General features: G+C 43.7%; 12 protein-coding genes. 9 read left to right on the plus strand and 3 right to left on the minus strand.

The features are described from left to right. The first annotated feature begins 47 nt into the window (after positions 1 to 47). From ACYQ3L_RS27730 to ACYQ3L_RS27740, 3 genes are all read left to right on the plus strand, one after another. A complete protein-coding gene (locus tag ACYQ3L_RS27730) occupies positions 48 to 2,141 on the plus strand; it encodes a type IA DNA topoisomerase (protein ID WP_379994533.1) in 2,094 nt (697 codons plus the stop codon). A gap of 253 nt (positions 2,142 to 2,394) precedes the next feature. After that, positions 2,395 to 2,835: a DUF1896 family protein gene (locus tag ACYQ3L_RS27735; RefSeq protein WP_379994534.1), complete on the plus strand. Its 441-nt coding sequence runs from the start codon at positions 2,395 to 2,397 to the stop codon at positions 2,833 to 2,835. Continuing rightward, positions 2,822 to 8,530 carry a helicase-related protein gene (locus tag ACYQ3L_RS27740; RefSeq protein WP_379994535.1) on the plus strand — a complete coding sequence of 1,903 codons (5,709 nt, stop codon included), beginning with the start codon at positions 2,822 to 2,824 and terminating at the stop codon, positions 8,528 to 8,530. The genes ACYQ3L_RS27735 and ACYQ3L_RS27740 overlap by 14 nt, the downstream gene beginning before the upstream one ends. A 96-nt stretch (positions 8,531 to 8,626) precedes the next feature. Here ACYQ3L_RS27740 and ACYQ3L_RS27745 read toward each other — a convergent pair whose 3' ends face one another. Together ACYQ3L_RS27745 and ACYQ3L_RS27750 are read right to left on the minus strand one after the other, a co-directional pair. Beyond that, positions 8,627 to 8,956, minus strand: a complete 330-nt coding sequence (locus ACYQ3L_RS27745) for a helix-turn-helix domain-containing protein (RefSeq protein ID WP_379994537.1) — start codon at positions 8,954 to 8,956, stop codon at positions 8,627 to 8,629. 32 nt (positions 8,957 to 8,988) lie between these two features. Beyond that, positions 8,989 to 9,327: a helix-turn-helix domain-containing protein gene (locus ACYQ3L_RS27750; protein ID WP_379994539.1), complete on the minus strand. Its 339-nt coding sequence runs from the start codon at positions 9,325 to 9,327 to the stop codon at positions 8,989 to 8,991. A gap of 276 nt (positions 9,328 to 9,603) precedes the next feature. Here ACYQ3L_RS27750 and ACYQ3L_RS27755 point away from each other — a divergent pair, with 276 nt between their 5' ends. Together ACYQ3L_RS27755 and ACYQ3L_RS27760 are read left to right on the plus strand one after the other, a co-directional pair. Next, the gene (locus tag ACYQ3L_RS27755; RefSeq protein ID WP_379994541.1) at positions 9,604 to 11,712 is read left to right on the plus strand and encodes a hypothetical protein; all 2,109 of its coding nucleotides are present in this window, start codon (positions 9,604 to 9,606) and stop codon (positions 11,710 to 11,712) included. Between the two features lie 590 nt (positions 11,713 to 12,302). Next, on the plus strand, positions 12,303 to 13,637 hold the full coding sequence (locus tag ACYQ3L_RS27760; RefSeq protein ID WP_459952536.1) for a phage integrase SAM-like domain-containing protein: 1,335 nt from the start codon (positions 12,303 to 12,305) through the stop codon (positions 13,635 to 13,637). Positions 13,638 to 13,957: 320 nt separating this feature from the next. Here ACYQ3L_RS27760 and ACYQ3L_RS27765 read toward each other — a convergent pair whose 3' ends face one another. Further along, a complete protein-coding gene (locus ACYQ3L_RS27765) occupies positions 13,958 to 14,860 on the minus strand; it encodes a helix-turn-helix domain-containing protein (RefSeq protein ID WP_459952496.1) in 903 nt (300 codons plus the stop codon). Positions 14,861 to 15,277: 417 nt separating this feature from the next. On the opposite strand from ACYQ3L_RS27765, the gene ACYQ3L_RS27770 reads away from it, so the two are divergent. Genes ACYQ3L_RS27770 through ACYQ3L_RS27785 form a run of 4 tightly spaced genes read left to right on the plus strand, consistent with a single transcriptional unit; the run spans position 15,278 to position 19,013 of the window. Beyond that, positions 15,278 to 15,637, plus strand: coding sequence for a hypothetical protein (locus ACYQ3L_RS27770; RefSeq protein ID WP_459952537.1), 360 nt, complete (start codon positions 15,278 to 15,280; stop codon positions 15,635 to 15,637). A 50-nt stretch (positions 15,638 to 15,687) separates the two neighbouring features. Then, entirely contained in the window at positions 15,688 to 16,290 is a 603-nt protein-coding gene (locus ACYQ3L_RS27775) for a DUF3575 domain-containing protein (protein ID WP_379996280.1), read from the plus strand. A gap of 13 nt (positions 16,291 to 16,303) precedes the next feature. Then, positions 16,304 to 17,836: a tetratricopeptide repeat protein gene (locus tag ACYQ3L_RS27780; protein WP_459952538.1), complete on the plus strand. Its 1,533-nt coding sequence runs from the start codon at positions 16,304 to 16,306 to the stop codon at positions 17,834 to 17,836. 34 nt (positions 17,837 to 17,870) lie between these two features. Continuing rightward, positions 17,871 to 19,013, plus strand: a complete 1,143-nt coding sequence (locus ACYQ3L_RS27785) for a hypothetical protein (protein WP_379996276.1) — start codon at positions 17,871 to 17,873, stop codon at positions 19,011 to 19,013. Positions 19,014 to 19,127: the final 114 nt, after the last annotated feature.

Here is a 19,127-nt window from a genome sequence, read left to right on the forward strand (position 1 = left end):
ATAAATAAATGAGGCTGTGCCTCCCACTAAAAATCCATAATAAAAAAATGAAAGTAATCATCGCAGAAAAACCATCTGTAGCCCGTGACATTGCGGCTATTGTTGGAGCAACCAGCCGTAAGGACGGCTATCTGGAAGGTAACGGTTATGCTATTACCTGGGCTTTCGGCCATCTGGTCGGGTTAGCCATGCCCGAAGAGTATGGGATCAAAGGTTTTCAAAAGGAGAACCTGCCCATATTGCCGGACGACTTTAAGCTAATCCCCCGCCATATAAAAGAGGGTAAAGAATATAAACCCGATCCGGGGACAATGAAACAGCTCAAAGTCATTCGTGAATTATTTGATAAGTGCGAACGTATCATTGTCGCTACCGATGCGGGACGAGAAGGCGAGTTGATATTCAGGTATATTTATAATTATTTGTCATGCAGCAAGCCCTTCGACCGCCTTTGGATCAGCTCACTCACCGATCAGGCTATCCGGGGTGGTCTGGAAAGCCTACGGGCGGGATCGGAATATGATCATTTATATTACTCAGCCAAAGCCCGTAGCCAGGCGGATTGGCTTGTCGGTATTAATGCCTCACAAGCTTTATCCATATCAGCCGGATCAGGTGTCTGGTCTTTAGGCCGTGTCCAAACCCCGACATTGGCAATGGTCTGTTCACGCTATCTTGAAAATAAAGATTTTGTATCGCAGAAATACTGGCAGCACAAACTCAATCTATCAAAAGAAGGGAATGTATTAGGTCCTGTTTCCGAGGATAAATATAATGACCGTATGGAAGCGGACAATATAGCCGGACAGATATCTCAGAATGGAATAGCAACAGTAAAGTCCGTAGAGAAAAAGACGGTAAAACAAGAACCGCCACTTCTCTATGACCTGACGGCTTTGCAGAAAGAAGCCAACAGTAAACATGCCTTCTCTGCCGATAAGACCCTATCTATTGCCCAGAAGCTATATGAGGGAAAGCTAATCACTTATCCCCGTACCGGAAGCCGTTATCTATCTGTGGATGTATTTGAAACCGTCCCTGAATTACTTTCCGGTTTCAAAGAACATAGCTTGTATGGTGAAACGGTAAAACAACTAAAAGACCTGAATAACCGCAGTGTCAACGATGCAAAAGTAACCGATCATCATGCCATTATCCTGACGGGAAACAAGCCCGGCAATTTATCCGGCGATGAAAACTTAATTTTCGACATGATTTTCTGTCGCATGCTGGAAGCATTTTCTACCACTTGTATTAAAGAACAGACAACTGTCCGTTTTGAGGTGCAGGAAAAGATATTTTTAACCAGAGGAGCAATCATTAATCAGGCGGGCTGGAGATCGGTAAGCGGCGTAATGGCTGACGAGAACGAAAAAGATGACAACAATACCTTGCCACCACTTGAAGAAGGCGACCAGTGGAATATCGATTCAACCGACACGCTCGAAAAGCAAACTAAGCCCCGACCGTTACACACGGAGGCCAGTTTACTCTCGGTAATGGAAACCTGCGGAAAAGAACTTACGGATGAAGCCGAACGCGAAGCTCTTAAAGAATCAGGCATTGGCACACCCGCTACCCGTGCGGCTATCATTGAAACGCTTTTCTCCCGTGAATATATTGTCAGGGATAAAAAATCCCTTGTTCCGACCAATAAAGGATTGGTCGTCTATCTGGCTGTCAAAGACAAGAAGATTGCCGATGTCGCCATGACCGGATCATGGGAGAATGCGTTGAACAAAATAGCTACAGGGGAAATGAATGCTGCCGACTTCCACAAAGGGATTGAAGTCTATGCCGGACAGATCACAGCCGAACTTTTGACTATGCATCTGGAGCATAAAGACGAAAAAGTCAAATACATCTGTCCCAAATGTAAAAATGAGAGTGTCGTATTACTGCAAAAAGTGGCTAAATGTAAGAATGAAGAGTGCGGCTATGTCATTTTCCGTAATAAGAGCGGCAAAGACCTGAGTGATAAACATCTCATCGACCTGCTGACCAAAGGTAAAACCTCCCTGATTAAAGGCTTTATGAGCAAAGCCGAAAAAACCTTTGATGCCTGTTTACGGCTGGATGATACGTTAAAACCCGTATTTGAATTTGATAATACGGGTAAAAAGAAGAGCGGGAAAAGATAAACCGATGTGCATATTGTTATCAACTATTTGTAAATAACATTATCTTTGCCACTAAGAATCATAGTCATTACGAAATTGTTTTTTGTTTTAACTATGGATTTTTAGTGGTGCACTCGGAGAGGGATCTCCGGGTGCTTTGCATTTCACCCTCTTCTCTTTGTCGTAAATTACAATTATCTCCTCCTACATTTTTTGTAATCGTAAATTTTGTATAACAAAAGAGGCTGTGCCTCCCACTAAAATCCATAAACATATGAAACAAGAACAATCTCAGGGCTTGTCTTATTACAGGCTGTCCCTACTTTCCTTTTTAAAAGAGTCACATCCTGAATTATTATCCGATATTGATTTTATCTCAGCTCGAAGCGATTCGGCTGCCGAAGCTTACAGCCAGGCTATAAAATCCGGACTCGATCACATCTATGCGGAAGAAACGGCCAATCATATCCTCTATGAAGGTTTACATTTCTCCCTGCTCGATACATTAATAACTATCCTGTGGAATGAATTTTCCGTCGAAATCCCTGAAGGTGAAGCCAGGGACTTCGCCCTGTTGCTATTGCCACGCTGTTCTGACCTACAGGAAAAGTATGCCTTACCCGATGACTTCCTAAACTCTCCCGATTTTGATCTGCTGTACACCGAGTTAACCGGTTTTATCTCACTCTATATCGAAGAAAATGGCTTACAATAAGAAAGAACGCCTGCGAGCCAATATAGATGCGATCAAAACCGTGTTTATGCTGGAAAAAGAAGGCCGTGAGCCTACACCGATGGAGGCTGGAATCATTCTCAAACAATATGCGGGATTCGGAGGACTTAAATGTGTCCTTAATCCTGCAAACTCTCTGGCTGATACAGCATATTGGGCAAAGTCGGAACTGGAGCTGTTCCCTTTAGTGGCAGAATTGCACCGTGTTCTTAAAGAGAACACCGCAAACGAGAATGAGTATAAACGGTATATGAACAGTATAAAAAATTCTGTGCTGACAGCGTTCTATACTCCTCCTGAAATTGTTACAGCTTTATCTGAAACGTTACGGGATAGTGGTATCACCCCGATACGTGTACTTGATCCATCGGCAGGGACAGGTGAATTTGCCCATTCTTTTTTTGAAACGGCAGACCATAAGAATGAGTTGGTCTGCTTTGAAAAAGATCTTCTGACAGGTAAGATGCTATCAGCACTCACTCCGGGGCATAAAGTAAATATCGAAGGCTTTGAAACCATCGAAAACCGTTATAACAACTACTTCGATGTGGTATCAAGTAACATACCCTTTGGGGATATGAATGTTTTCGATGCTGCCTTTATGAAACAAGACCAGTTGCATAAAGATTCTACCCGTGCCATCCATAATTATTTTTTCATCAAAGGCGTTGAAACATTACGTGAAGGAGGTATTCTTGCCTTTATCACGTCACAGGGAGTCATGAACTCCCCGAACAATATGCCCATACGTGAGTGGCTGATGCAAAATACAAACCTGGTATCTGCCATCCGTTTACCCAATAATCTCTTTACGGATTATGCCGGTACGGAAGTTGGCAGTGACCTGATCATATTGCAAAAGAATACGGGGAAAGATTCGAAACTAAGCTTCTGGGAAAACCTCTTTGTGGGCACAAGCCAGTCCGAACTGACAGGCATTTATACGAATGATTACTTCTATAATCATGGAAGAGTAGTACAGACCAAAGCAACCATCGGTACTGACCCATACGGCGAGCCTGCACAGGTTTTTATCCATGAGGGCGGAGTAGAAGGTATGGCTGCCGATATGCGAAAAATGCTCGAAAGTGATTTTAAAAGTTACCTGAATTTGGATTTGTACAATGGCCGTGCCGTTATACAAAAACAACCGGAACCCAAAGCTGCTATATTATTCAATGAGGAAGTAAAGAAAGAGATTGTAGAAAATAATTTAGAAACTTCCGGGCAAGATAAATCTACCTATCCTGATGACCTTGATCCATTCTGGCAGGCTGTTGAAGATCACTGGTTTCGAAATGAGAAGGAATCATCAAATAAAGAAGAGGAAAACATCAGTAAAGTACAACCTCCCGAAAATAGATCGAATGAGGAATCCCGAAATACTCTTTTTGATGATAAACCCCAATCCGTGAAGCAGGAGGCATTGGAGATCGATGTCTCCTCTCAACCTGTTATGAGCCTGTATGACTTGTTCGGGTTTACACAGGAAGAACGCTCACAGGTGAAACCTGTACGGGGAGGCAAGAAAAAGGCTGCACCACCCAAAGGAAAACCCGTGCAACTCAGTATGTTTTCATCCAACGGGCAAGCTCCCCCCAATAATAACAAAGCGGCTTATCCCGTTTCCGATGCACGGAAGGACGAACAGCAGGAAGCCCTGCGACAGGAAGAAAAGAAACTATCATTTGAACCACGCCCGTATTCAGGTGAATTGAAGGAATTTCATAAAAAAGGCTCATTGGTTGCAGAAAATAATGGGCAGATAGGTTTTTTAAGCGAACGTTATAAAAACGATGCTGTATTCCAACCATTGGCTTTATCATCTAGTGAATGTGGAAAAATAAGACGGTACGTTAATGTTCGTGATGCCTATCATGAGTTATATAATTATGAAGCTGTAAACCTTCAAATTGGTTCAGAACTACGGGAACAATTAAATCTCAAGTATCACTTTTTTGTATCTAATTATGGTAACCTGAACGACAAGAAAAATCTGGATGTCATCAAGATGGATACGGGAGGAAAAGAAATTCTATCCATAGAACGCTCCATCGACGGCAAACTGCAAAAAGCGGATATCTTTCACGGGCCTGTCGCTTTCAATCCGAACGAATTGAAGGTAGCGGGAACTTCAGACGAAGCCCTGGTCGCATCCCTGAATAAGTACGGAGAAGTCCGTTTGGACTATATGGAATCCCTGATGACTGATAAAAGCCGGGAAGATATGGTAGCCGACCTGCACGGACGTCTCTTTTTCAATCCGCTTATTCAGAATTATGAGGTACAAGACCGCTTTATAGCAGGAAATGTTGTCGAAAAAGCGGAAGCCGTTGAACGGTATCTACAGAACCATCCCGATGACCTTCCGGCGCAGGAATCGCTGAAAGCCTTACAGGAAGCTACGCCTGAACCTATCAGGTACGAGCAACTTGATTTCAATTTCGGAGAAAGGTGGATCGATATGTCCCTTTATGAGGACTATATCAGCAAACTGTTCGAAGCCAATGTTACGATAGATTATTATGCAGCCCGTGATGATTTTACGGTAAAGGCAGATAAAAGTAACCTGATCATCAACGAAAAGTTTGCCGTTCAGGGAGAAAGCAAGCTCTATACGGGGATGCACCTGTTAAAGCATGCTTTGCTTAATACAACTCCCAATATTACCAAAACAATTACTGTAAGCGATCCTGAGACAGGAGAACCCAAAGACGTTAAAGTACCCGACGGACAAGCCATACAAATGGCGAATACCAAAATCGATGAAATCCGAAACGGCTTTAGCGACTGGTTAGATCAGCAATCCCCCGGATTTAAAAACGATCTGGCGGATAGATACAACCGTAGATTCAACTGCTTTGTACGTCCGCAGTATGACGGATCACACCAGGCTTTCCCCGGGCTGGATTTAAAGGCGCTCGGTATCCCTGATCTGTACCAGTCACAGAAAGATTGTGTCTGGATGATTAAGCAAAACGGAGGCGGGATCGGAGATCATGAGGTGGGAGCAGGCAAAACCCTTATTATGTGTTGTGCAGCCTATGAGATGAAACGTCTGGGAATGGCAAACAAGCCGATGATTGTCGGGCTAAAGGCGAATGTACATGAAATAGCGGCAACATTCAGGACGGCATACCCCAATGCAAAGATACTTTATCCCGGCAAAGAAGATTTTACACCATCCAAACGGGTGAAAATCTTCAATGATATTAAAAACAACTCCTGGGATGCCGTTATCCTGACACACGACCAGTTCGGCAAGATACCGCAATCACCCGAAATGCAGCAACAGATATTCGAAGCAGAACTCGAATCAGTGGAAGCAAATCTCGATGTATTGCGCAGTCAGGGTAAGGAAGTATCCAGAAGGATGCTCCGGGGATTGGAAATTCGCAAACAAAATCTGGAAGTCAAGTTAGATAACCTTGCCGATACGATTAAAAATCGTACCGATGATGTAGTGGATTTTAAGATGATGGGCATCGACCATTTGCTCGTAGACGAGTCACATTCGTTCAAAAATTTAACATTTACCACCCGTCACGACCGTGTGGCAGGGCTTGGAAACCCCGAAGGAAGCCAACGGGCACTCAATATGCTCTTTGCTGTACGCACCATTCAGGAACGTAGCGGCAAAGATCTGGGAGCAACATTTTTATCCGGTACAACGATCAGTAATTCACTGACGGAATTATACCTCTTATTCAAATACCTGCGTCCAAAAGCGTTGGAAAATCAGGGTATTAACACCTTTGACGCATGGGCAGCCGTTTTTGCAAAGAAGAGTACCGACTATGAGTTTTCCGTGACCAACCAGATCGTACAGAAAGAACGTTTCCGATACTTTATCAAAGTGCCGGAGTTGAGTTCCTTCTACTCCGAAATAACGGACTTTCGCACAGCGAAGGATATCGGTATAGACCGTCCCGAAAAGAATGAGATACTGTATAATATCCCACCGACACCGCAGCAGGAAGTGTTTATTGAAAAGTTGATGCGGTTTGCTGAGACGGGAGATGCTACCCTGTTGGGTAGAGCAAAACTGACAGACAAAGAGGAAAAGGCAAAGATGCTGATCGCAACCGACTATGCCCGTAAGATGTCGCTCGATATGCGGATGATCGACATGGCATATGGCGACCATGTCGATAACAAAGCCTCTCATTGTGCTGCTAAAATAGCGGAATACTACAATAAATATGATTTTCAGAAAGGGACACAGTTCGTGTTCTCAGACTTGGGGACCTACAAACCCGGAGAATGGAATCCGTACTCGGAAATTAAACGTAAGCTGGTGGAGGATCACAAGATACCCGCCCATGAAATACGCTTTATACAAGAGGCTAAAACCGATAATGCGAGAAAGGCTCTGATTGCAGGGATGAATGAAGGACGCATACGGGTAATATTCGGTTCTACCAGTATGTTGGGAACAGGAGTCAATGCACAAAAGAGAGCTGTGGCGATTCATCATATTGATCTGCCCTGGAGACCGAGCGATTTGGAACAGCGGGATGGAAGAGCCATTCGAAAGGGGAATGAAATAGCTAAGTTATATGCTGATAATAAGGTAGATGTGTTGATATATGCTGTCGAAAAAAGTCTTGACTCGTATAAATTCAACCTGCTTCAAAACAAGCAGTTATTTATCAATCAGCTAAAGACCAATAATATGGCGACACGGACGATTGACGAGGGTAGTATGGACGAAGGATCGGGTATGAATTTTTCGGAGTATGTAGCTATTCTTTCGGGTAATACCGACCTGTTGGAGAAGGCTAAGCTGGAAAAGAAGATTACCGCCTTGGAGAGCGAACGGCAAGCGTTCAACCGAAGTAAATCATCTGCTATCTATAAATACGAAGATGCTACCCGCTCGATTGACAGCAATAACGAGATGATCTCCCGGATGACAAAAGACCTTACAACGTTTAATGATAAGGTACAGGTCGATAAGGATGGAAGTAAGTTGAACCCAATCATCTTGGATAATTTCAAGAGTGACGATCCGAAAGCTATCGGAGAAAAACTAAATCAACTATCGGATAACGCACGTACCAATGGTGAATATTTCAAGATCGGAGAACTTTACGGCTTTAGAATCCTTGTTAAGACGGAAGAAAGCCAGAAAGAAGGCTCTGTGTTCAAAGATAACCGTTTCTTCATTGAAGGGGAGGGCAATATCAAGTACAGCTATAACAATGGGCATATTGCCCTTGATCCGCTGCTGGCATCGAAGAATTTCATCAATGCATTGGAGAAAATACCGAACCTGATGGAGAAATATCAGGCGGATAATCAAAAGCTGGAAAAAGATATTCCCGTACTAAAAGAAGTAGTTAATTCGGTTTTCCGTAAAGAACCGGAGCTAAGGGAACTCAAATCTCAATTGGATTCTTTAAACAGGCAGATTAACTTAACGTTGTCCAATAAGGATAAGCAGCCGGAGGAAGTACTAAACAAAGAGACTGGTTCTGTAGAAGTAAATCCACCTCAGAATAAAATGCCTCCTTTAGAAACAATATCGAATGAACGCTCCGGACAACCTATGAGTCTAAAAGAGATTATCGATGCGAATAAGGACCGTATTATAATTGCTTCGGTAAGTAAACCAAAGGATAATGAGGATACAGGTGATATAAAAAAGAAGGTATCTAAGGGAATAAAAATGTAATAAGAAAATCCCGCCTTGTTATCACAACAAAACGGGATGAAAGAATGTAAAACCTAAAAAAAAGAATAATGAACAAACCAAATCAACCAATATTAATTAACTATCAACAATCTCTTCTTCTAAATTATCTGAATCGTTTCCTTTATCCTTCCCAAAATTCAGGCGTATAAAATTACTGACATCCGACTCCTTGTAAAAAGTTTTCTGGTATAGAGTATGATAGGGTAGCTCTCCCGAAGAGCGATACCGCTGCAATGTCCGTTTAGAAATATTCAACAACTTACATAAGTCGTAATTGTCATATAAAAGCTCGCCGTCAAGGTAGCATCGCTGCTTTGCCATACTAACGAGTGTCTTATCTATTTTATCCAGGCGCTTGATTATGTATTGCATCTTTTTTTCAAAAAGTTCTCTTTCTATAAACATAATATTAGGCTTTAAAATGCGAAGTAATATCTCTATTCCCGGAATCTCAATGAATAGTTCCTTTTAAAATCATCTATCGTAACGGGATCGGATTTGATAATCCGTTCATCCAAACAACGCTCTATTTCTGAGAGCCTATATAAACATCGGCCACGAAGCATAGAATAGTTTATTATATTCTCCTTTCGTAAACGTTGTAATGTGCGGGTACTGATGCGTAATAACTCAGCCACCTCATTACTATCCATCCAGATGTCACTAGCAGAATCTTTGCCTTTGGATTGTTCTGCTTTTACAACGAAATTTGCAATCCGGTCTATTTTTGCTACCAGCTTTTTGAAAGCTTCATTGTCAATTGTTATAACTTCCATATTTGATTAATTTTGTTTTCATACTGCAAATATGGGATGATTAAAACAGGTAGTTTTCATACTCGCCAGCGACTCGCCTGATTTCTTTTGAAATATATTGATTCTCTCAGGAAGAAAGTCTCTTTATTCAATTTATTCTGTAATAAAAATTGTTAGATTTGTCATAAGAAAATAAGCTTTTAATATTAAGCTTCCTTTTATAGGATTCCGAAGGGCACAAATACAAGTAACTGAAAATATAATATATACAAAATACATTTATATAGTCCGATACATATGGATAATACTACAAAGAAAGCAATAGCTTATAGCTTATTAGCACATGTTAAAACATCAGGAACCTTATCTGATGGTCCTATAGATATATTCATCCCTCTAGTAAAGAAAGGATTACACTTTATGAATATTAATAAAGGACAATATAAAGGTGAAAGTATTGCCGAAATTAGAGAGATTATTGAAAAACATTACTCTATTGATATTCCCATCCCAGTATTGAAAAGCATCTTAAAAAAAATAGCAAATGATATAAATAAGGAAGAAAAAATATTTAAACTATATCAGGATAATAGTTTTTGGATAAAAGATTATGTTTTTGAGGATTTTGATGAACATATCGAGAAAAGTAAAAAAGAGATATTTGTACTTCAGGACATGTTTAAAGAATTCTGTAAAATCAATAATGTAGAATACAATGAGAATAGCTGTATTATAAAATTTATAGAGAAAAATAAAGCTTCTATTTCTTATTATTTGGCTAATACGAAGAAATCCAATGGGAATGATTTTACTGTAGCCGCTTCATTTGTCGATTATTTCAGAAAATACCCTCAAATCTATGCTCAAATCAGAAACTTGTATTTAGGATCAATACTTACCTGTTATTTAGATTATGAACCAGTAAATGCAAATATGGAGGTGACTCTATTACTTGATACAAATTTTATTGTCAGCCTATTAGATTTAAATACGCAGGAATCGACTCATACTTGTAACAAATTATTAGATATTTGTTTAAAATTGGGGTATAAATTTAGGGTATTAAAGGATACTATTGAAGAGACAAGGGCCTTATTGGCATTTAAATCATATAATTATGATAAAGAGGTTATCACCAAATATATTAATAGAGAAGACATATACAATGCCTGTGAGAGAAAAAAATTAAGCAGTGTTGACTTAGACAGGATATCAGATAATTTGGAGAGTACTTTGCTTGATAAGAACGTGATTACCATTCCGAATACAGATAAATTAAGAAATAAGGCAAAAATAAGTAACGAATATTCTATCTTAAAAAAATACAGGAATACAGATAAGGCCGCTCTTCACGATGCTATGGCTCTTATTTATGTAAAAGACTTGAGGGGAAAAAGAATTCGTGATTTTGAAAAGATAAATTGTTGGTTTGTTAATAATGCAATATCCCACGATATAGATAATGAAGGTATAGATGCTCTTTTAAATTCTGAAGATAATGGATTTCAACCAGAAGTAATAAAGGCTGACGATTTATTAAATATATTGTGGTTAAGTAAACCCAGTGTGAACTTAGAACTGGCAAATAACGATTTAGTAGATATGGGATTGACTTCTTTGGTTGCTTTTACACTAAATGAATCTTTACCTAAGGCAAGAATAATAAAAGAACTCGACGAGAATATACAAAAATATAGGAAAACTAATTTTTCTGATAGAGATGTATTACTACTTGCAACTCGTATTGCAAACAGACAAGTTCAGAATGTTGAGAATTTAAATGATTTAGCAAAAAAAGATTCGAACAAATTCGCTGATAAGATAAAGGACGAAGCTAGAAAACAAGAAGCTATAGAAAAAGAACGTGCGGCTAAATTTGATAAATTATTTAAAGATCTGAATGATAGAATAGTAGAACTCGGAGAAAGAAGAAAAAGAGTTGAGGAAAATCTGACTATTCAAAAAGATGAGGAGGTCAAACAAAAAATAACTGAATCCCAGAAAATTATAGACGAAAAAGATAGGAAAATAGTTCAATTAAGAAAAGAAAATATTCAGATAGAAAATAAACGACGAAAAAAGCTAAGTGATGATTATATAAATAAAGAACTTAGCATATGGAGAAGGAAAGCTTGTATCTGGGCTGGAATTTGTTTGTTCATATTTATAGCCGCTATTATATGGTTGGTCTTAGAGTGCCGTAGAAATTTATCTGAAGTTGATAGTAAAATTAAAGAATTCTCACAAAATAGTAGTATTGCAGGTTCTATAGCTATTTTTATGTTTATAGTGAATTCATTTGTGGCCAAAGCATTGTATGACAGATATCATAATTACTCAAATATAGAGAATTATAAGAAATCTATTCTAATCCCAGATGACTATAAACCTTTAAAAGATAACTAATTATTATAAATGTCATATATATGCATACATAATATAGTTGCAGATTTAGAATAAATATGACTTTGAAATTTGTGTAATTTTAAAAAAAAGAGGCTGCTTTTTTTACTCCTAAACAAAAAATCTCCAAGGGGTCAATTAAGATTGGCGGATGGGGTCTCTTTTAGTGTTATTTCCACCTATCTCCGGAAAGAAAATAAAGCTGACTCAGAGTATAAGGGAGCCTGGAATGCTTTGGGAATACCCTAGGAAGAAAAAGGGGTAAAGAATCGGTAGGCGGTTACGATTTAATACACGAATCAGGGAAAGAGAAAGTCAGAAGGAAAGCAGAGGAAACGGTGGGTATTTATGGAGGGGTACGACCAATCTGTCCGAACCGGCTCACAGGATGTGTAGATCTAACTGTATCAAATCCCCCTTCTAAAATTTAGGAAATCCGCTTGTCTGTCTTACCTTTGTGCTTAAGCACGTAAGTGGCGCCGGTAAGCGGGCCACAAATGGGCTCATTGAATTCCCGGACTGTGCGCCAGTCTTCAGGGACAAATTACAGAGAGGTTCACAAATAATATATGATACCAATAACGCATTAAATTATGGCCACATTAAAATTTATCCTGCGCAAGTCCGTCAGCGGAGCGCGCTGCAAGGGCAGCCTGTGCCTTCGCCTGATCCATAACCGCAAGGTCAAAGTCATCACCAGCCCTTTCCGGCTTTACCCCCACGAATGGGACGGGGCCGGGCAAAGGGTACATCTTCCTGAAGAGGGCTCCCCGCGCTACCCTTACCTGTGCAAGGTAACCGAAAGCCTTTGCGCTTACGGCGAACAATTCGAAGAAGCGGCCGGGCGGCTGGAGAAATCGGGGCGTTATACCGTTGATGACATCCTTTGCAGTTACCATAGGGAGCATAACCCGGCCAACCTTTCCGGCTTTGCCGGGCTGCAGGAGCGCAACCTGCTGCGTGCCGGCCAGGAACGTACCGCCCGTGCTTACCGCACCGTCAGCCGCGGGCTCATCACATTCAATAAGGGGCGTGATATCCCCTTGAGCCATATCAATGCCTGTATGATGAAAGAGTTCGAGGCCTACCTCAAGGAGCGTGGAAAGGCCATGAATACGATCTCTTATTATATGCGTATGCTGCGTGCCATCTATTGGAAGGCCGTCAAGGAGAAACTGATCGATGCCCGGCGTGAGAATCCTTTTGACCATGTTTTCACGGGCTTCCAGAAAACCCGTAAACGGGCATTGGATATCGAAAGCCTCCGCGCGCTGAACAGCCTTGATTTTTCGGCTTTACTGGAACGGCAAACCCAGCCGCCTGTAAATGCGCATAAGCAGCTTAAAGAAGCCCCGCGGGAGGATAAAACTACAGACAGGGCCCTTTATACTTCGTGGCGCTACTTTTTCTTTTGCTTCCATGCCCGGGGGATGAGTTTTGTGGATATGGCCTACCTGCGCAAGGAGAATATCCGCCAGGGGGTGATCAGCTACTACCGCAAGAAGACGGGCCAGAAGATCGAGGTGACGGTCACCCCTTCTTTACAGCGCATCATCGACAGCTTCAGCGGCGAAGTCCGTTACAGCCCCTACCTTTTCCCCGTCATCCGGGATGCGGATAAATCCCCGCGCCTGCAATACGAGAACGGCCTGCGCCTCCAGAATAAGCGCCTGAAAAAATTATCCGCCCTGGCCGGCATTGGGGAGAAATTAACGACCCATGTCTCGCGCCACAGCTGGGCGACCATCGGCAAGAAGCAGAACCTGCCGCTGTGGGTTATCAGCGAGGGCCTGGGGCATTCCTCCGAAAAGATGACCTATACCTACCTGGCCTCCTTCGACCGCTCGACCCTTGACCGGGCCAACGAGCAGATCGCCCTGGCCCTGGTCTCCCCGCCATCCGCTACCGCCGGCTTCGCCTGCCTGTAGGGCTGAAACCGGTTTATATGCCTTTACAAACAAAAACTATAGCTTACATTTCTTGATCAGCTTACCCGCTATTTTATATGGCAGGGCATATTTTCTTTTATTTCCGGCTGAAAATAAAAAAGTATTTTTATATTTGTAAGCATATTTTTACTGAAAGGAGGAAAATAGGAGCATATTCTGAGCCGGACAACACAAAACCGAACGTTTTGCGTTCATTTTATCTATTCATCTTAACATCTGACACTTAGCAAGTGTCGGAATAAGTTTGTTTAACGCATATAAACAATTGCAAAGTTAGGCGTTATTTTTTAATAATGTTGTTAGATTCGGTTATCCATTTTTACACTTTCTTTACCTATTTCACACCCAAACCTGTGATGTTGCCGTATCCCGCCCGGCGGTTCTCCCAGATGCTGCTTACAGTAGCGGCTGAATGAGGCTTTTGATGCAAAGCCGAATTCAGCGCGCAGTTCGTTTAGCGATTTATCCCCCGTGCAGAGGGCATGGTATATCTTTTTTGCCCTGTGCTGGTTCATCCACTTGTACCCGGATATATTAAATACCTTCCTGAAGCGCTTCTCTATGCCTGAGAGGGACATATTCATCGCGGCGGCCAACTCGGAAAGGGAGTGGTAGTTGTGGTAATTGTTCATCACATAAAGGGAGAAACCCGGGTCACCGCTCAGGGCCTCGTGAAAAAACAACGCGAGTTCCTCTTTCGAATAAAATTCCCCGAGCAGGTAGAGCAGTTCATTTATCTTCAGTTCATTATAATATCCGCAACAGAGCCCTTTGCGTATACAGTAGGCCAGCATATCCGTATACCCCTTTACGGGTTCCTTCATTTCCAGCAGGTAGGGGGAATCCGTTCCCGTATCCGGCGTCCGGTGTACCAGGTCCTCCAGCCTGTAGCAGTCGCAGAACTGCAGCTTGGAGTAAGGGCGTATGAACAGGAGCAGGGCTCCGGATTCAGCCCTGTAGCTGAAGTTGTAGCCTACAGGCAGGTAAAGCGCCTGCCCGCAGCGCATCCGGCGGTTATTGTACATCCCGAAGGAATAGGTGATCTCCCCCCTGAGCAGGAAGATGATCTTACTCTGCAGGGCCTGTTGTTTATGGCTGCTGCCGGTACTGATTTCTTTGGTTTCAATGGCCGGTCTTGTTCCCTTGTCGCAGCTCTGGCAGTTGCGGCAGGCCATGTGTTCGTTAAGGTATGATAAATCCATATTCAGTTGGTTTTGAGTTTGTTTAATCCATGTTTAATGATGCTGTTGCTGTGTCAGGCCGGTTTGTACCCGGAAAGGCTATTGGTTATCAATTAATTAAAAGCCCGTCGCCCTCCGGTTTTCCTGCCGTCGGGGGTCCGCCTGTTTAACGGTTCGTGTCAGAAGTTATCCCTTGTATTTATTTATTGCTTGTTAATGTGTTAATATACAGACGATTGCAATCCAGTCTACATACCATCTGACACTTGCTAAGTGTCAGATGCCGGAATCAGATAAATATATCTCGATGCATGCCTTTCCGTCAGGGGGGCATGCAATCTTACTCCGGTTCATCCGGGAGGGGATAAAACGGTATAAACAGTATACAGGAGGCGGTAAGGCAACAGATGAAACGTTTAACAAAAACAATACAAAAAGATGTGCAGAGTTCACTATTTACCGGTAACGATGGAGCGGCAGGGCGGACGGTTTTATATCGGCCTGGACATGCAATTTGTGGGGGATATGGCCACGGCCGACCAGTCACACCAGTTCATACCCGTACTGTCGGCCGGGGACAGGCGCAGGGAGTTACCGATGGTTCTGGTAGCCGGGCGTTCGCGCTACCGGTCGTTGCGGCTTGCCTTATGGGGCCTTGGCGGGGACATACTGCGCTCTTACCATATAAAAAAGTTGTTGCAGGCAACCGGCCGGGCGGCCATCGATTACCCTTACCGCATATCGCTGGACTACGAACAGTGGATGGACCGGGCGGAAATAACCGTCATACAGCAGTGAACCGGCAAACTATACAACATGAAGTCAACTAAATAATACCTATATATTTTATGAAACAATCCGCATTCATTTTTCTGCTTCTTACAATTGCCCTGGTATCCGTACGGGGGCAGGACAAAGCAGGCAATCTGCCTTTGGCGTCACCTCGCCTGGCGGTCAAAACCAATTTATTGTACGATGCTACCACGACCTTCAACCTGGGGGTGGAAGTTAAGCTGGACAGCCGCTATACGCTGGATATACCGGTTAATTACAACCCTTTCACCTATAGCGGGAATAAGAAGCTGAAGCATATACTGGTGCAACCCGAGCTCCGTTACTGGCTTTACGAACCGTTCTTCGGTCATTTCTTCGGTGTGCATGCGCTCTATGCCAATTACAATGTAGGAGCCATCAAGCTGCCGCTGGACCTGTACCCGGGCCTTGAGACAGGCCGTTACCGGGGCGACATTTTCGGGGCGGGCATCTCCTACGGTTACCAATGGATGCTGTCTCCCCGCTGGAGCCTGGAAGCCACCATCGGCCTGGGGTATGCCTATACGGATTATGACAGGTATGAGTGCAAAACCTGCGGCAAGCTGCTGGAGAGCGGCAGCAGGCATTATTTCGGGCCTACAAAGGCAGGTATATCCATCATCTATATAATCAAATAAGACAATGAAACGTATGAAACGATTCCATATTTCCCATATATCAGCTGTATTTTTCCTGTTGGCGGCGCTCAGCCTGCCGGCACAGAATAAGGATTTCTATAAAGGCCGGCTGTCGGTTGAAAGCGCCGGGCTGAAAGAAGAGGGCGACAGCCTGCTATTAAGTTTTTCCGTACGCATACAGGGCCGGGCCGTCTCCCGTGGTCAATCGATGCTGCTGGTTCCCGAGCTGAGTACCGGTAGCGATCCGGACAGCAACATGTTAACCTTTCCCTATATACTGGTCAACGGTGACCGGCGCCAAAAGCTGAACGAACGCTATTTTACCCTTGCGGACATGGACCGGGTAACCGCCTATCATCGTCCTTTGATGCAGGTAAATACCCGTCCGTCCACCGATACGACACTTCTATATAACCTGAAAACCCCCTATGAATCCTGGATGGATTCCGCCCGCTTCGTGCTCTACCAGCAGATAACGGGCTACAGGCAGGAATCACGGCTGTATGCGCTGGCATTGAGCGGCAAGGTGGAATTGGAAGCACGTGTGCCCTATCAGGTCAGCCCCGGAGTATCCTTACTCACCCCGGGCAGGGAAGTCAAGACGCGCAAGCGTCAGGGCAAAGCTTTCCTGGACTTCCAGGCAGGCAGGTCGGTCATTAACCCCGGTTTCCGCCGGAATCCTGCGGAGCTGGCCAAGATCAACGAAGCCGTCTCGGATGTAAAGGACAATCCCGATGCGGTGATCACCGCCCTGTTTATCGAAGGCTATGCTTCCCCCGACGGATTGTACACCACCAACGAGCGTTTATCGAAAGAACGGTCGCTGGCGCTGAAAGATTACCTGAAAACGAAGTTCGGATTCGACGAGGGCCTATTCAAGGTAAACCATGTGGCCGAGGATTGGGACGGGCTGGTCGTACAGGTACAAGCCTCCGATATGGAATACAAGGACAAGATACTGGAAATTATTTCCACCACGGAAATAATGGACGGATGCGAAAAGGCCCTGATGCGCCTGGCAAAGGGTGCACCCTACCGGCAGATGCTCCGGGATATGTTCCCCGGACTCCGCAGGGTGGAATACCAGATCGACTATACGGTCAGGGATTACACTGTCGAAGAAAGCAAATCGCTGTATAGCCGCAAACCGGAAGACCTGTCCCAGTTGGAGCTTTACAACCTGGCCCAAAGTTACGGCAAAGGCACGAAGGACTATGCGGATATATTGCTCGAGGCGATTCCCAGATACTATCCCGACGATGTAACGGCAAACGTCAACGCGGCGGCGCTGCTGATCGAAAACGGGGAGCTGAATACCGCAGGGCGCCTGCTGGACAAGGCAGCCGGCATAGCCCCCGGCGGCAACCATCCGGCCGTACTGAACAACCTGGGCGTGATACGCCTGCTGGCAGGGGAACTGGATGAAGCCGAAGCCCTGTTTAACCGGGCGAAAACAGCCGGTAGCGAGGAAGCAGCCCGCAACCTGGAGGAAGTGGCGGCCAAACGGGCCGATAATCAGAAAATGGAACGGTATAAAAACAGATAGTAATTATATTCTTTAATTTTAAAATTAACAAAAAATGAAAACAAATTTCAAACATGCAATTATTGCAGCAACAGCCTTGCTATTAGGATTCAGCAGCTGTTCGAATGACGATGCGAACGCGCCGCAAGCGGACGATCTTCCTAAAAAAAACGTGACCGTGAGTATCGCCGTGCCGTCGACTTATGCCGATGAAGCGTCAGCTGTAGGCGTGGTACCTGATATCAAGGAAGCGAAAGTATTCTTCGTCGGTGGCGGTGTTATCGCACAAGTCGGTACGCTGACTACCTTGGAGGTAGCGTCAGGTAAAACATTTAACAATGTACCGGGTTCCGTAACCGATGTGATTATTGTCGCCAATAGCGAGACTGAAACAACATCCCCTACTCTCGCTTCCGGTAGTATCAGTGAAATCGTGGACTATGATCCGTTATCGAAACTGAACGAGACACTGTTCCAACAGGCCAGTCAGACCGACCCGCAAACAAATGTTAATGTATTCGGCCAGGCTGCTATCACAGGAAGTGCGGGTTCATATGTAGCCAATGTAATGCTGGTTCCTGCTATTTCCCGGATCGAGCTTCTCAAGGTTGAGGCAGATCCGCTTGCACAAATTCCATTGACAAGTTTCAAACTGACAGGGATTTATATCAACAATACATACACACAACTCGGTACGGACTATACAACTAAGCCGATTTCGGCTGCTAGTATTCTAAACTATGGCAAGTCTGATGCAATTTGGACCAACGGTTCATACCCTGCACGTTTCAAAGATGAATTTACAGGAGTTACAGGCACTACAAGCTTTACACCGGCTAACAGATGGGCTTATTATGTATTGCCTGTAAAAGTGTCGGTTGCGGGAACAACCATCGACGGGGTAGACCAATCAGCGGTTCCCCATATCGTATTAAAAATAGAGGACGCATTTGCTGTCGGCCATAGCCTTGCATCTCCTGCTTATATTACTATTAAAGACCTGAAAGTAGGTGGAACACCGTTAACACAATTGGCAGCCGGAAAAGTATACACCCTGGGTGTCACTGGCACTGGTGAAGGTATTAAAATAGGAGGTGAAAATTTGTCTCCGTATCCGGAAACAAATGCTACTGAGAGCATAACGGTGAACTGTACTGTATCTCCATGGTCAAACCAGGACGTTGTTCCTGCATTTTAAATAACAGCTATTGAACTTTCACCTCAAAGGGGCCGGGGCTTACACTGCCCGGCTACTTTCGGAGAAACCAATCAAAAACCTTCAGAAGGGACGGGGAAGGGTTCCGGATATAAC

Source organism: Dysgonomonas termitidis, assembly GCF_054657735.1.

Bases quoted from the DNA above. Each gene is read 5' to 3' on its own strand.
- ACYQ3L_RS27730 (WP_379994533.1), top strand. From the start codon at position 48: ATGAAAGTAATCATCGCAGAAAAACCATCTGTAGCCCGTGACATTGCG.
- ACYQ3L_RS27735 (WP_379994534.1), top strand. From the start codon at position 2,395: ATGAAACAAGAACAATCTCAGGGCTTGTCTTATTACAGGCTGTCCCTA.
- ACYQ3L_RS27740 (WP_379994535.1), top strand. From the start codon at position 2,822: ATGGCTTACAATAAGAAAGAACGCCTGCGAGCCAATATAGATGCGATC.
- ACYQ3L_RS27745 (WP_379994537.1), bottom strand. From the start codon at position 8,956: ATGTTTATAGAAAGAGAACTTTTTGAAAAAAAGATGCAATACATAATC.
- ACYQ3L_RS27750 (WP_379994539.1), bottom strand. From the start codon at position 9,327: ATGGAAGTTATAACAATTGACAATGAAGCTTTCAAAAAGCTGGTAGCA.
- ACYQ3L_RS27755 (WP_379994541.1), top strand. From the start codon at position 9,604: ATGGATAATACTACAAAGAAAGCAATAGCTTATAGCTTATTAGCACAT.
- ACYQ3L_RS27760 (WP_459952536.1), top strand. From the start codon at position 12,303: ATGGCCACATTAAAATTTATCCTGCGCAAGTCCGTCAGCGGAGCGCGC.
- ACYQ3L_RS27765 (WP_459952496.1), bottom strand. From the start codon at position 14,860: ATGGATTTATCATACCTTAACGAACACATGGCCTGCCGCAACTGCCAG.
- ACYQ3L_RS27770 (WP_459952537.1), top strand. From the start codon at position 15,278: ATGTGCAGAGTTCACTATTTACCGGTAACGATGGAGCGGCAGGGCGGA.
- ACYQ3L_RS27775 (WP_379996280.1), top strand. From the start codon at position 15,688: ATGAAACAATCCGCATTCATTTTTCTGCTTCTTACAATTGCCCTGGTA.
- ACYQ3L_RS27780 (WP_459952538.1), top strand. From the start codon at position 16,304: ATGAAACGATTCCATATTTCCCATATATCAGCTGTATTTTTCCTGTTG.
- ACYQ3L_RS27785 (WP_379996276.1), top strand. From the start codon at position 17,871: ATGAAAACAAATTTCAAACATGCAATTATTGCAGCAACAGCCTTGCTA.